The sequence below is a fragment of the Virgisporangium aurantiacum genome, assembly GCF_016863635.1.
Taxonomy (GTDB): domain Bacteria; phylum Actinomycetota; class Actinomycetes; order Mycobacteriales; family Micromonosporaceae; genus Virgisporangium; species Virgisporangium aurantiacum.
Window position 1 is genome coordinate 411,573 of sequence record NZ_BOPG01000033.1, and the last position, 13,269, is coordinate 424,841.

The 13,269-nt window shown below is 69.6% G+C and carries 12 protein-coding genes; 6 read left to right on the forward strand and 6 right to left on the reverse strand.

What is annotated here, in order from left to right:
* Positions 1-60 precede the first annotated feature (60 nt).
* The gene (locus Vau01_RS27540) at positions 61-1,629 is read right to left on the reverse strand and encodes an MFS transporter (RefSeq protein WP_239151885.1); all 1,569 of its coding nucleotides are present in this window, start codon (positions 1,627-1,629) and stop codon (positions 61-63) included.
* 114 nt (positions 1,630-1,743) lie between these two features.
* On the opposite strand from Vau01_RS27540, the gene Vau01_RS27545 reads away from it, so the two are divergent.
* Positions 1,744-2,355, forward strand: a complete 612-nt coding sequence (locus Vau01_RS27545; protein ID WP_203998087.1) for a TetR/AcrR family transcriptional regulator — start codon at positions 1,744-1,746, stop codon at positions 2,353-2,355.
* Positions 2,352-2,861 carry a GNAT family N-acetyltransferase gene (locus Vau01_RS27550; RefSeq protein ID WP_203998089.1) on the forward strand — a complete coding sequence of 170 codons (510 nt, stop codon included), beginning with the start codon at positions 2,352-2,354 and terminating at the stop codon, positions 2,859-2,861. The genes Vau01_RS27545 and Vau01_RS27550 overlap by 4 nt, the downstream gene beginning before the upstream one ends.
* On the opposite strand, the gene Vau01_RS27555 is transcribed toward Vau01_RS27550, so the two are convergent.
* Complete coding sequence (locus Vau01_RS27555) at positions 2,858-4,093, reverse strand: winged helix-turn-helix domain-containing protein (RefSeq protein WP_239151886.1); 1,236 nt, start codon at positions 4,091-4,093, stop codon at positions 2,858-2,860. The genes Vau01_RS27550 and Vau01_RS27555 overlap by 4 nt on opposite strands.
* Before the next feature lie 4 nt (positions 4,094-4,097).
* Positions 4,098-5,303, reverse strand: coding sequence for a DNA polymerase IV (dinB, locus tag Vau01_RS27560; protein ID WP_373320321.1), 1,206 nt, complete (start codon positions 5,301-5,303; stop codon positions 4,098-4,100).
* Between the two features lie 144 nt (positions 5,304-5,447).
* On the opposite strand from dinB, the gene Vau01_RS27565 reads away from it, so the two are divergent.
* The 3 genes from Vau01_RS27565 to Vau01_RS27575 all read left to right on the forward strand — a co-directional run bounded on the left by Vau01_RS27565 (position 5,448) and on the right by Vau01_RS27575 (position 7,927).
* A complete protein-coding gene (locus Vau01_RS27565) occupies positions 5,448-6,452 on the forward strand; it encodes a pectate lyase family protein (RefSeq protein ID WP_203998091.1) in 1,005 nt (334 codons plus the stop codon).
* 1 nt (position 6,453) lies between these two features.
* A complete protein-coding gene (locus Vau01_RS27570; RefSeq protein WP_203998093.1) occupies positions 6,454-7,413 on the forward strand; it encodes a pectate lyase family protein in 960 nt (319 codons plus the stop codon).
* A gap of 70 nt (positions 7,414-7,483) precedes the next feature.
* A complete protein-coding gene (locus Vau01_RS27575; protein WP_203998313.1) occupies positions 7,484-7,927 on the forward strand; it encodes a GNAT family N-acetyltransferase in 444 nt (147 codons plus the stop codon).
* On the opposite strand, the gene Vau01_RS27580 is transcribed toward Vau01_RS27575, so the two are convergent.
* Positions 7,918-9,501 (reverse strand): pectate lyase family protein, encoded by a 1,584-nt coding sequence (locus tag Vau01_RS27580; protein WP_239151887.1) that lies wholly within the window; start codon positions 9,499-9,501, stop codon positions 7,918-7,920. The two genes, Vau01_RS27575 and Vau01_RS27580, sit on opposite strands and share 10 nt — an antisense overlap.
* A gap of 211 nt (positions 9,502-9,712) precedes the next feature.
* Between Vau01_RS27580 and Vau01_RS27585 the strand changes: the two genes are divergently transcribed.
* Entirely contained in the window at positions 9,713-10,693 is a 981-nt protein-coding gene (locus Vau01_RS27585; RefSeq protein WP_239151888.1) for a pectate lyase family protein, read from the forward strand.
* Here the strand turns inward: Vau01_RS27585 and Vau01_RS27590 are convergent.
* Positions 10,690-12,513: a bifunctional sugar phosphate isomerase/epimerase/4-hydroxyphenylpyruvate dioxygenase family protein gene (locus Vau01_RS27590; protein ID WP_203998098.1), complete on the reverse strand. Its 1,824-nt coding sequence runs from the start codon at positions 12,511-12,513 to the stop codon at positions 10,690-10,692. The two genes, Vau01_RS27585 and Vau01_RS27590, sit on opposite strands and share 4 nt — an antisense overlap.
* A complete protein-coding gene (locus Vau01_RS27595) occupies positions 12,510-13,178 on the reverse strand; it encodes a TetR/AcrR family transcriptional regulator (protein ID WP_239151889.1) in 669 nt (222 codons plus the stop codon). The genes Vau01_RS27590 and Vau01_RS27595 overlap by 4 nt, the downstream gene beginning before the upstream one ends.
* Positions 13,179-13,269: the final 91 nt, after the last annotated feature.

Consider the following 13,269-nt stretch of genomic DNA (forward strand, 5'->3'; position numbering starts at 1 on the left):
GGGGCCGACGGGGTTTCGGGCGGAGCGAGTTGCTCCACCCGAAACCCCAACCACAACCAACTAGTGGACAGCCGCCGGAGCGGATTCCTGGCCCCGGAGGCGTTCCAGGTCACTGCGCCGAACCTTGATGACCACCGCCGCGATCACGAACGCCACCACGAACAGGCCCACGCCCGCCATGAACGCGCCCGAGATCCCGGAAGCCAGCACCTCGTGCGCCCACGGCGGCGGAAGCTCGTGCGTCTGGGCGAACTGCGCCTGCTGCTCCGGCGACGCGCTGCCCATGAACGCCGGCACCTGCGTCTCCGCCTCGTTGCGACTGGCCGTACCGAACACCGTGACCAGGATCGACAGGCCGAGCGACCCGCCGACCTGCTGGGTGGCGTTGAGGAGGCCGGACGCCGCACCGGAGTCCTCCTGCGCCACGCCGGACACGGCGGTGAGCGTCAGGGTGACGAAGTTCAGGCCCATGCCGAAGCCGAACAGCAGTGTCGGACCGAGCACACCGGTGACGTACGTGGAACCGGTGTCGATGAACGTAAGCCACAGCATCCCCAGGCCGCCCAGGAGCGTGCCGACGATCATGAACGGCTTGGGCCCGAAACGGGGCAGGAACCGGCTGGCGAGGCCCGCCGCGACGAAGATGGCGGCCGACACCGGCAGGAACGACAGGCCGGACTCGATCGGCGTGTAGCCGAGCACGTTCTGCACGAACAGCGTGATGAAGAAGAACATGCCGAACATGGCCGCGGCGACGCTGAGCATGATGGCGTACGACCCCGACCGGTTGCGGTCGGCGAACATGCGCAGCGGCGTGATCGGCTCCTTGGTGCGCGCCTCGATGAGGACGAACGCGGCGAGCAGGATGGCGGCGGCGCCGAACGCGGCGAGCGTCCAGGAGTCGCGCCAGCCCTCGGTGGCCGCCCGGATGAACCCGTAGACCAGCGACGCCATGCCCAGCGTGGAGGTGAGCGCGCCGGCGACGTCGGGACGGCCGGTGTGCCGGTCGGACTCGTCGACGAACATCGGTGCCAGCACCATGATCAGCACCCCGATGGGCACGTTGACGAAGAAGACCCAGCGCCAGTCGAGCCACTCGGTGAGCATGCCGCCCGCGAGCAGGCCGATCGCCGAGCCGCCGACCGAGACGGCGGCGAACACGCCGAACGCCCGGTTGCGCTCCGGACCCTCCTTGAACGTGGTGGTGACCAGCGCGAGCGCCGTCGGTGAGGCGATCGCCCCGCCGATGCCCTGCAGCACCCGGGCCGCGAGCAACTGCCACGACTCCTGTGCGAACCCGCCGAGCAGCGAGGCCAGGATGAACAGGGCGATGCCGAACATCAGCACCCGGCGCCGGCCGAGCAGGTCGCCGGCGCGGCCGCCCAGCAGCAGGAGGCCGCCGAACGTGAGCGTGTATGCGTTGAGGACCCAGGACAGGCCCGTGGTCGAGAAGTCGAGCGCGGTCTGGATGTGCGGCAACGCGATGTTCACGATGGTCGCGTCGAGCACCACCATGAGCTGCGTGGTGGCGATGACGACGAGGGCGATGCGTTTGCGCCGCTCGCTCGCCTCGGCGTTGGGTTTTTGCGCCGGCGCGGGTGTTGGCGCGGCGAGTTGCGAGGTAGACACTGGAAACCCCCCGGTCGTACGGTAGTGAACGATCGCGTTCACAACGGGGGCGACGCTATCCTGGGGTTCATAGTGAACGCAAGCGTCTTTTAAGAAGGTGTGACGGAGGATACGATGACGGCGCTGCCAGCAGCCGATCATGCGGAGAACAGCGGTTCCCGCCGCCGGGGCGAGGCCCTGCTTCGCGCCATCTTCTCCGCCGCGCTCGACCAGCTCCGCGACGTGGGTTGGCGCCGCCTCACCATGGAGGGCGTGGCCGCCTGCGCGCACACCGGCAAGGCCGCGCTCTACCGCCGGTGGGCGTCCAAGGAAGATCTTGTCGTCGCGGCGATCGAGAGCACGCTGCCGGAACCGCCCGGCGTGCCCGACCTCGGCGACATCCGCGCGGAACTGCTCCACCTCTTCGACCGCATCCACAGCACGATGTACTCGCCGCCCGGCTGCGCGCTGCGCGCGATCATGAACGAGATCGAGCACGACCACGCGAAGGTGTTCCACGAACTGGTGCAGCGCCTGGTGTTCGACCCGAGCCGCGCGGTCACGGCCGAGGTGCTGCGGCGCGGCGTCGCCCGCGGCGAGGTACGCGCCGACACCGACATCGACCTGCTCGCCGACCTCGGTCCGGCGATGCTGATGTACCGGTCGAAGGTGTGCGGCGGCGAGGTCGAGGTCGGGTATCCGAAACGACTTGTCGACAACGCATTGATGCCTATGATCCGTCCGTGACGTTCGAGATCCGCCCGGCCGGTCCCGCCGACGGCCGGGCCATCGCCGAGGTCCACCGGGAGACCTGGGCCGCCACCTACACCCGGTGGATCCCCGACGTCGTCGCCGCGTACGACGTCGATCGCAGCGCCGAGAACTGGGCCAACGAGGCCGCCGCCGACAGCGGGCATCTCATGGTCGCCGAGAGCGACGGCACCGTGCTGGGCTTCGCCTGCAGCGGTCCCGCCCGGGGCGACGACGTCGACGGCGCCGGCGAGGTCTACGCCATCTACGTCAGGCCCGACCGGCACGGCGGCGGCATCGGCCGGGCCCTGATGGCCGACGCGCTCGGCTGGATGGCCGGCCTCGGGCAGCCGGAGTGCATCCTGTGGGTGGTCGAGCAGAGCACCCGGTCACGCGCCTTCTACGAGTCCGTCGGCTTTCGATTGGACGAGGGTCCGGGCGCCACCGAACCCTGGCGCGGCATCATGACCGTCCGCTACCGTCGCCCACTTACCAAGAGTTAGAGGGCCTTCGCGAGGAGCGGGGCGAGGTTGCCGCGAGGGCCGGGCTCGATGTGTTCGAGGTTCAGCCAGCCGGCCAGGATGCGGAGTTCGGCCGCCAGTTCGGCCGCCACCTCCGGGGTGTCGCGGCCCGGTTCGGCGTAGGCGGCCGGCACCAGCAGGGTGGCGCGGGCGCGGTCGGCCTTGACGTCCACCCGGCCGACCAGTTCGTCGCCCAGGAGGAACGGCAGGACGTAGTAGCCGAACGCGCGGTTGGCCGGCTTCACGTACAGCTCGAAACTGTGCCGGAACCCGAACACGCGCTCGACGCGGTCGCGTTCGAACAGCAGGGAGTCGAACGGCGAGAGCAGCGCCCGCGCCCGCACCGGGCCGGTGGCCACGGAAGCAGTCGTGTAGGCCGGGTCGCGCCAGCCCTCGACCCGCACCGTCTGCAGGTCACCGGAGTCGACCAGTTCGGCGATGCGCTTGCGGATGAGCGTGGCCCGCAGGTTCGTCACCGACATCGGGAGGAAGAAGTAGTACCCGATCTCCTTCGCGGTCGCCACGCCGAGCGCGGTCGCGGCGTGCCGGATCATCGCCCGCTGGGCCTCCTCCTCGGTGGGTGTCGGCAGGGCGAGGATGTCGGCCGGAATGACGCGCTCGGACAGGTCGTACCGGCGCTGGCTGTTCTTCCGTCCGGCGGCGGCCAGCCGTCCGCTGTTGAACAGGCCATCGAGCGCCGTCTTTCCGTCGGACCATCGGTACCACAGCAGCGTCGACTCCGCGTAGCCGGCGTGGTCCCGCTCGCGGCGGGCCGGATCGGTGAGCTCCGGGTAGGTCAGCGGCCCGCGTTCGGAAATTTCATTTTGGACCGCGTGCAGGTAGCCCGGCCGCTCCCGGTTCAGCCGCTCCAGGAACGCCAGCCAGTGCTTGCTCTCCGCATAGCGGGCCATCTGCCAGCGCACCAGCGGGTGGAACTCGATCGGCAGGATCGACGCCGCGTGTCCCCAGTACTCGAACGCCTCCCGGCGTTCGTGGACGAGCTCGTCGAGCATGCGCGTGGGGTACGGGCCGAGCCGCGAGTACAGCGTGAGGTACTGCGCGCGGACGAGCACGTTGACCGCGTCGATCTGCACCGCGCCGAGCCGGCGCACCGCGTCCCGTAGATTCTTCATCGTCGGCCGGGCCGGCCGGGCCTTGCCGAAACCCTGTGCGTGCAACGCTATCCGGCGCGCCTGGGGGCTCGAAATCTCCACCCGCCTAGTCTGGCAGCAGCGGCACCGCGGGCGCGAGTTCACGGCCGACCATCGCCGCGCGCGTGAGGGCCCGGGAACCGAAGCGGTCGCGGACCGCGTCGACCGCGGCGTCGAGCGACGTGCCGGCGTAGGCGTCGAAGGGAAGAGCCAATTGGACGGCGCTGTCGTCGTCGAGGTTGCTCACCGCGACGCCCACCAGCGTGATGCCGTGCTCGTCGATGAGCGGACGCGCGGCGACGAGCAGGCGGCGGGCGGCGTCGAGCACGGTCGGCGTGTGCGACGTGGCCTGCGCCAGCGTGTGTGACCGCGTCACCCGCGTGCGGTAGTCGTGGAACCGCAGGCGGATCGTCACCGTGTGGCCGACGCGGTGGGCGGCGCGCATCCGGCGCGTCACCCGGTCGACCAACGCGGCCAGGATCGCCTCCAGCTCGGCCTGGCTGCGCGGACGCCGGCCGATCGCGGACTGCGCGCCCATCGACCGCCGTCGCCGGCCGACCTCGACGCGGCGCGGGTCCATTCCCGTTGCCAGCGCGTGGATGTGCCGGCCGGACGCCACGCCGAGCATCGACACCAGCGCCGGCAGCCCCACCTTGGCGACCCGGCCGACCGTGAGGATGCCGCGCTCGCGCAGCTTTCCCGCCGTGACCGGGCCGACGCCCCACAGCCGCTCGACCGGCAACGGGTGCAGGAACTCCATTTCCGCGTCGGGCGGGACGAGCAGCAGCCCGTCGGGCTTGGCCACGCCGCTGGCCACCTTCGCCAGGAACTTGGTGCGCGCGACGCCGACCGTGATGGCGAGGCCGACCTGCTCGCGCACGTCTTTCCGGAGCTTCTCCGCGATACCGAGCGGCGGGCCGGCGATGCGGCGCAGGCCGCCCACGTCGAGGAACGCCTCGTCGATGGAGATCCCCTCGACGATCGGCGTGGTGTTGCGGAACACCTCGAACACCGCCCTGCTCGCGGCGGAGTAGGCCGACATGCGTGGCGGCACCACGACGGCGTGCGGGCACAGCGCCATCGCCAGCCGGCCGCCCATCGCCGTGCGGACACCGCGCGCCTTCGCCTCGTAACTGCACGCGAGCACCACGCCGCCGCCGACGATCACCGGCCGCCCGCGGAGCCGGGGATCGTCGCGCTGCTCGACGGACGCATAGAACGCGTCGAGGTCGGCGTGCAGGATCGTGGCCCCGGGCGTCACGGCGCCGATCATCGCACACATGTTCGAATCCTGTCACCAAGATCTGCAACATTCCTGCACATCGATGTCTATTGACTTGCCGTACGGCCCTTTCTACGGTCCAGGAAAGGGCTTTCCTCAGGCATTACCGCCGAAAGTGCCCATGGGGAGGACGATATGAAACGGCCTCTGGCCGCGCTCGCGCTTGCGCTCACACTGGCGAACCTGGCCGTCAACTCGGCCCCGGCTGCTGCCGCCGACGCCGCGCCGATCGGCTTCGCCGCCGTGAACGCGTTGGGGCAGAACGGAACCACCGGCGGCGCCGGCGGACCGACCAGCACCGTCACCAACGCCGCCGACTTCATCGCCGCGATCGCCGCCACCGGCCCGCGCGTCGTGCGCGTGCAGGGCACGATCACGTTGCCGACCGGCAGCAGCGACGGCATGTACACCGTGTCGTCCGACAAGACGATCATCGGAATCGGTGCCACCGCCCGGATCGAGGGCGGCGGGCTGAACATCGGGGTGCCGGTCGACGACGACGTGACGTCGCCGCCCGCGAACGCGGTGCACAACGTCATCGTCCGCAACCTGTCGTTCTCCGGTGCGGCCGACGACGCCATCAACGTCCAGATGTTCTCGCACCACATCTGGATCGACCACAACGACCTGTGCTGCGGCGACGACGGCCTGGTCGACATCAAGCGCGGCTCCGACTACGTGACCGTGAGCTGGAACCGCACCCACGACCACGACAAGACGTTCCTGCTCGGCCACGACGACGACAACGCGGCGCAGGACGTCGGGCGGTTGCGCGTCACGTACCACCACAACTTCTTCGACGGATCGGACCAGCGCAACCCGCGCGTGCGGTTCGGCGAGCCGGTGCACGTCTACAACAACTACTGCCGCAACGCGAGCTACTGCATCGTGTCGGCGATGAACGCCGGACTCGTGGTGGAGAACAACGTCTTCGAGAACGTCAACAACCCCGGGCGGGTGGACTTCAGCGGCGATCTCGGCCGGCTCGTGGCGCGCGGCAACGTCCTCGTGAACACGCACCACCCGATCGAGACCCGGGGAACGGTCGTGGAGCCGCGGACCTACTACCCGTACACCCTCGACGCGGCGTCCGCCGTGCCGACCGTCGTACCGGCCGGTGCCGGAGTGGGGAAGATCTGAGATGAAGCGTAGGACGTTCGGGACGCTGGCCCTGCTGTCGACGGCGGCCGGGGTGACCGTGGAGCCGGCGGCAGCGCTCGCGGCAGACACCGCGCCGATCGGGTTCGCCTCGCTCAACGCGTTGGGGCAGAACGGAACCACGGGTGGCGCCGGCGGCCGCACGGTCACCGTGTCGACCACCGACCAGTTGCTCACCGCGATCGACAGCCTGGAGAAGCTCGTCATCCAGGTGCAGGGCCGCATCCAGATCGAGAGCAAGAAGGGCGTCCGTCCGAACAAGACGGTCATCGGGCTCCCCGGCGCCGAGATCACCGGCGGCGGCCTGGACTTCTACCGGTCCTACAACGTGATCGTGCGGAACATCCTCTTCACCGACGCCGAGGACGACGCGATCAACGTCGGCCAGAACTCGCACCACATCTGGATCGACCACAACACGTTCCGCGGCGCGATCGACGGCTCGGTCGACATCGTGCGCGGCGCCGACTACGTGACCGTGTCGTGGAACCACTTCGACCACTCCGACAAGAGCATGCTGATCAGCCACTCCGACGGGGCGGCCGGCACCGACGTCGGCCACCTGAAGGTGACCATCCACCACAACTTCTTCGACCACAGCCGCCAGCGGCACCCGCGCGTGCGGTTCGGCGAGCCGGTGCACGTCTACAACAACTACTTCCTCGCCAACGACCTGTACGCGGTGGCGTCGACAGAGAACGCGGGCGTACTCGTGGAGGGAAACTACTTCGAGGACGTGCCGTTCACCGTCTACTCGGCCAGCGGCTACGCCGACAGCGGACCGGGGCGGGCGGTCGCCCGCAACAACGTCTTCGTACGGTCGGGGACGCCGGAGGTCTCGGGCACGGTCGTCGAGCCGCGCACCTACTACGCGTACACAGTGGACAGTCCCGCCGGCATCCCGGCCGCGGTACGCGCCGGCGCCGGCGTGGGCCGGATCTGACCATCCACGCGAAGGGGTACCTTCTCCACGACGAGGAGGTACCCCTTTGCTTGCGGAACTCGACGGTGGCGTGGTGCTGCGCCGGGCCGAACGTGAGGATCTGCCGCGGTTGCTGGAACTACTGGCCGCCGACCAGCTCGGCGCGCGCCGCGAGCGCACCGACGACCTCTCGCCGTACGAGGCGGCGTTCGCGGCCATCGACGCCGATCCGGCGCAGCTGCTGGTGGTCGCCGCCGACGGCGACCGGGTCGTCGGGACGTTCCAGCTGACGTTCATCCCCGGGCTCGCGCGGCGGGGCGCGCTCCGCGCCCAGCTCGAGGCGGTCCGGGTCGCGGCGGAGTACCGGAACCGCGGGCTCGGCGCCGCGATGATGCGGTGGGCGATCGACGAAGCGCGCAGCCGGGGCTGCGCGCTCGTCCAGTTGACGTCGGACCGGACCCGGGAGGACGCGCACCGCTTCTACGAACGGCTGGGCTTCGTCGCGTCCCATGAGGGTTTCAAGCTTCAGATGTGACCCGTGCCCGCGCCGGCGAGCACCGACGCCTGCACGGTGCTGGCGCTCTCCAGCGTGTAGGAGTAGTAGGTGCTGGGTTCCTGCACCGTGCCGCCGATCGTGCCGGGCGCGCTCTCGCCGATGAACACGTTGCCGCGCGCGACGATCCGGCCGCGTGGGCCGGCGTAGTCGATCGCGTACGCCTCCTCGGTGTTCTCGAAGACGTTGTTCTCGATGACGCAGCCGGCGTTGGCCTGGCACGCCACGCCGATGTCGGTGTTGTAGACGAAGTAGTTGTTGAAGACGTGCACCGGCTCGCCGAAGCGCACGCGCGGATTGCGTTGCGGCGTGCGGTCGAAGAAGTTGTGGTGGTAGGTGACCTTCAGGTTGCCGATGTCCTGCGCGCCGGCGCCGTCGTCGTGGCCCAGCAGCATGTTCTTGGTGTGGTGGTGGGTGTGGTTCCACGACACGGTGATGTAGCTCGATCCGCGCTTGATGTCGACGAGCCCGTCGTAGCCGTTGGACAGGTCGTTGTGGTCGATCCAGACGTGGTGCGAGAACATCTGCACGTTGATCGCGTCGTCGGGCGTGCCGGTGAAGTTCAGGTTCCGGACGATGACGTTGTGCACGGCGTTCGCGGGCACGCTGGTGGTCGCGTCGTTCACGGGCAGGCCGATGTTGAGCCCGCCGCCGGTGATCCCGGAGCCCGCGCCCACACCGACGATCGTCTTGTGCGACGTGACGTCGTGCATCGGGCCCGGCAGCGTGATGACGCCGTTCACCTGGATGATGAGCGAGCCCGGCCGGGCGATGGCGGCGAGGAACGACGACGCGTCCGACACCGTGACCACCGGTCCGCCGCAGCCGCCGGTGGTGCCGTTCTGGCCCCACGCGTTCACCGACGCGAAGCCGATGATGCGCGGCGGAGTGCTGCAGTCGACCGGCGGCGGCTCCGAGGTGGGCGGCTGGGAACTGGGCGGGGTCACCGCGACGAGGTCGGCGGTGACGTCGTCGAACGACGCGCTCGCCGAGGTGGCGAGCAGCCCGAGCCGTCCGCTCGTGAACGTGGCGTCGGTGGCCGTCACCACCAGCGTGCCGTTCACGAAGCCGCGCAGCGTGTTGCCGCTCGTCTCCAACCGCACGGTGGCCCAGGTGTTCACCGGCACCGACACCGCACCGGTCGCGATTGTGGTGACGGTGCCGTTGACGCGCTTCAGCAACCGGCCCTGCGACCCGGTGATGCTGAAGCCGTAGTAGTTGGTGCTGCTGCTCGCCCGGGCGATGACGCCGACCGCGTTGCCGTTGTACACCAACGGTTTCACGCGCGCCTGCGCCGCGTAGTTGGTCCACGAGTTCTGGCCGGCGAGCGCGCGGGCGTCGCTGCTGGTGCTCGTCTGGCGGAACACGTTCGAACCATCGGCGACGACCGACCAGCTACCGCCCGACCTCGTCCAGCCGGTGGTGTTGCCGTCTTCGAAGTCGTCGGTGTAGAGCGGCGCGGCGCTCGCCGTGCCGGTGACGCTGATCAGTGCGGCCGCCGCGGCGGCGGCGACGGCCGCGAACGCGGACAGGGTTCTACGGGGTGGGAAACGCACGGGGGTGCCTCCGGTGTCCGGCGGGTGGGAGCGCCCCGGGAAAGGCCTTTCCTCAGACGTTATGGTCGCGTGACGAAGGGTGTCAACGCGTTGCCTTTGCAGGTTTGTTGCAGGAATCCCGTAGTGATTGACGTCGATCAAAGCGGCCTCGTAGAGTCCGCGTAAGCCCCGGGAAGGCCGCGCCGCCGCAGTCTGCTTTCCAGGAGTATCCATGCGCCATCGATTCCTGACCGCGGGGATCATCGCCGCGATCGTCACCATTCCCACGCTCGTCGTCGTTCGGGCCGCCGCCGCCGTTCCCTCGGTGAGCGCCGCCGTCGCCGACGGGTTCGCCTCCGTGAACGCGCTCGGGCAGAACGGAACCACCGGGGGAGCGGCCGGCCCGACGGTCACCGTCACCACCGCCGCCCAGCTCGCGGACTACGCCGGCCGGAACACGCCGTACACGATCCTCGTCGCGGGCACGATCACGTTCGACGACATGATCACGGTGGTCGCGAACAAGAGCATCATCGGTGTCGGCTCGACCGCCCGGATCAGCGGTGGCGGCCTGCAGATGGGCTCCACCACCCGGCCGGGCAACAACGTCATCATCCGGAACATCACGTTCGTCGACGCGTCCGACGACTCGATCAGCGTCACCAACGGCGCGCACCACGTGTGGATCGACCACAACAACCTGTCCAACGGCTTCGACGGGCTGCTCGACATCAAGCGCAGGTCGACGTTCGTCACCGTGTCGTGGAACCACTTCCACCACCACAGCAAGTCGACCTTGGTGGGCCACAGCGACACCTGGACGCAGGACGTCGGCTACCTGAAGGTGACCTACCACCACAACTTCTTCGACAACACCGACCAGCGGCACCCGCGCGTCCGCTTCGGCGACCCGGTGCACGTCTACAACAACTACTACCTGAACAACAGCCTGTACGGTGTGGCGTCCACAGAGGACGCCGGCGTTCTGGTGGAGGCCAACTACTTCCGCAACGTCGCCCACCCGATCTACGTCGGCTACGACAAGAGCGGACCGGGCCGCGTGGTCGAGCGTGGCAACGTCTACGAGAACTCGGGCATGCCGCAGACGGCGGGCACCGTTGCCGATCCGCGCCAGTGGTACCAGTACACGCTCGACAACCCGGCCACGCTGCCGACCACGGTTCCGGCCGGCGTGGGAGTCGGAAGAATCTAGGAGACGGTGAGGCGTCGGTGGCGGTGCGCCGCCATTCGAACCGGCGCGTTCACGTCACCGAACCCGTCGTAACCGCCCCGGCGCTGCACCACCTCGAAGAACACCCGCCCGCCGTAGATCGGCGTGTACAACTGGAACAGCTCGCCGCCCGATGCGTCGCGGTCGTACAGGATCCCGTTTCGCCGCAACGCTTCCACGACGTCGTCGGGGAGCGCGAAGCGCGCCCGAAGGTCGGCGTAGTAGTTGTCCGGCACCGGAAGGACTTCGGCGCCGCGGTCCGCCAGGGCCGCCGCCGTCGCCACGATGTCGAGGGTCGTGAACGCGACGTGCTGTGGTTCGGCCACCGCCGGCGCCCATTCGCCGCGGCGCAGCAGCGCGACCGTCGATCCGAGCCGCACCCGCCGGCCCGCGTCGGCGTACGCGCACGACCGCATCAGCCCGAACGGCGCGGCGTACTCCTCGGTGGTGAGCCGGTTCAGGCCGAGCACGCCGCGGTAGAACAGGCCCGCCTCGTCGAAGTGGTCGAACGGCTGGGTGAGGCCGATGTGGTCGACGGCGAGCAGCCCCACGCCGGCACCGGCGTCGTCCCCTGTGGACAGGAAGTCGGCCCGCCACGCGTCCCCACGCGACGTGAAGAAGACCGAGGTGCCGTCGGGTGCGGCGACCGCGGTGAGGTCGACCTCGCGCGGCCCGTGCTCGCGCGGCAGCGCCGGCGCCAGCAACGCGTCGGCGCGCTCCACCGACCGCTTCGGGTCGGCCGAGGTGACCGCGACCGCGCTCATCGCGGCGGTTCCGGTTTCTTGTGGACGGGTGACCGCGCTGTTCAGGACGATCCGGCAGTCGCCCTGCTCCCACAGTTGCACCGGCTTCGACCGGTGCTGCCCGACGAGCGCGAACCCGAGCCCGGACAGGGCCTTCCCCAGGCTGGAGCCGGCCGGCCCGTCGACCCCGAACTCGGTGAACGCGTAGCCGGCAAGCTCGGGCGCGGCGGGCAGGCGCTGCCCGCGTCCCAGCTGATCTTCCAACGCGACCAGGGAGCGCATCGCGTCGACGGCCGTGCGGTCCGGATCGGCCTGGCGGAACACGTCGTTGAACACCTCGAGCGAGAGCGGCCCGGTGTAGCCGGCGTCGAGCACGAGGTTGACGAAACCGGGCAGGTCGAACGAGCCCTGGCCGGGGAACAGCCGGTGGTGGCGGCTCCACTGGAGGACGTCCATGCGCATCCGGGGCGCGTCGGCCAGTTGCAGGAAGAAGATCCGACCCGGCGTGATGTCGGCGATTCCCTCGACCGGCGCGTCGCCGAGCCGCGACAGGATGTGGAAGGAGTCGAGGCACAGACCGAGCGCCGGATGGTCGGCCTGCCGCACGATCCGCCACGAGTGCTCCCAGGTGGACACGTGCCGTCCCCAGGCCAGCGCCTCGTACGCGATCCGCATCCCGTGGTCGGACGCCCGCTCGGCCAGCAGGCGCAGCTGTTCCGCCGCGAGCTCGTCGTCGTCGACGGCCGCGTCGGAGACCGACGAGCACACCAGCACGGTGTCGACACCGAGTTCGGCCATCACGTCGAACTTGTGCCCGGCGCGCGTGAGGTTGGCGTCGAGGAGCTCGGGCGGCACCGCCTCGAAGTCGCGGAACGGTTGGTAGAGGTCGATGCTCAGGCCGAGATCGGCGCAGCGGTCGCGGACCTCGGCCGGCGACCACGGCGCCACCACGAGGTCGTTCTCGAAGAGCTCGATGCCGTCGAAACCGGCCGACGCCGCGGCGGCGAGCTTGTCGTCGAGCGTGCCGGACAGGCAGACCGTGGCGATCGACCGTCTCATGAGGAACGCCGCAGGTAACCGATGACCATCTCGCCGAGCATCGAGCGGTAGTGCTCGCGGCTGGCCGGGTCGAGCAGGTCGCGGTCGAACAGCGCGCCGAACGTGTGCCGGTTGGCGACGCGGAAGAAGCAGAACGCGCTGATCATCATGTGGACGTCGAGCGCGTCGACGTCGGACCGGAACGTTCCGTCGTGCTGGCCGCGCTGGAGTGCGTTCGAGAGCAGGTCGACCGCGGAACTGTTCAGGTCGACCAGCCGGGCCACGTGCGACATGTGCTGCGCCTGCTGCGCGTTCTCGACGCCGACCAGCTTGATGAACGCCGGGTGCGCCTCGTGGTGGTCGAACGTGACCTCGGCGAGCCGGCGGATCGCGGCGACCGGGTCGAGCTGGTCGACGTCGACGGTGCGCTCGGCCGCGCGGATCTCGGCGTAGGCGCGCTCCAGCACCGCGAGGTACAGCTGCTCCTTGCCGCCGAAGTAGTAGTAGATCATCCGCTTGGTCGTGCGGGTGCGGGCCGCGATCTCGTCGACGCGGGCGCCGCTGTACCCGTTGGTGGCGAACTCGTCGGTGGCGACGTCGAGAATGTCGGCCCGGGTTCGCTCGGAGTCACGCATCCGATCGGGAGCTGAGACGGCCATCGACTCGTCCTTCCGCGTGCGCGCCATCGAACCAGTGTGCCGGTGCGAGGTCTTGACACGCCCGTGCACCCCGGCGGATAACTAACGTACCAGTTCGTACATTAGCGCTCGTGCATGA

What these genes read in the sequence shown, in the direction of transcription:
- Vau01_RS27545 (WP_203998087.1), top strand. Translation starts at nt 1,744, where the DNA reads ATGACGGCGCTGCCAGCAGCCGATCATGCGGAGAACAGCGGTTCCCGC.
- dinB (WP_373320321.1), bottom strand. Translation starts at nt 5,303, where the DNA reads ATGATCGGCGCCGTGACGCCCGGGGCCACGATCCTGCACGCCGACCTC.
- Vau01_RS27565 (WP_203998091.1), top strand. Translation starts at nt 5,448, where the DNA reads ATGAAACGGCCTCTGGCCGCGCTCGCGCTTGCGCTCACACTGGCGAAC.
- Vau01_RS27570 (WP_203998093.1), top strand. Translation starts at nt 6,454, where the DNA reads ATGAAGCGTAGGACGTTCGGGACGCTGGCCCTGCTGTCGACGGCGGCC.
- Vau01_RS27585 (WP_239151888.1), top strand. Translation starts at nt 9,713, where the DNA reads ATGCGCCATCGATTCCTGACCGCGGGGATCATCGCCGCGATCGTCACC.
- Vau01_RS27590 (WP_203998098.1), bottom strand. Translation starts at nt 12,513, where the DNA reads ATGAGACGGTCGATCGCCACGGTCTGCCTGTCCGGCACGCTCGACGAC.
- Vau01_RS27595 (WP_239151889.1), bottom strand. Translation starts at nt 13,178, where the DNA reads ATGGCGCGCACGCGGAAGGACGAGTCGATGGCCGTCTCAGCTCCCGAT.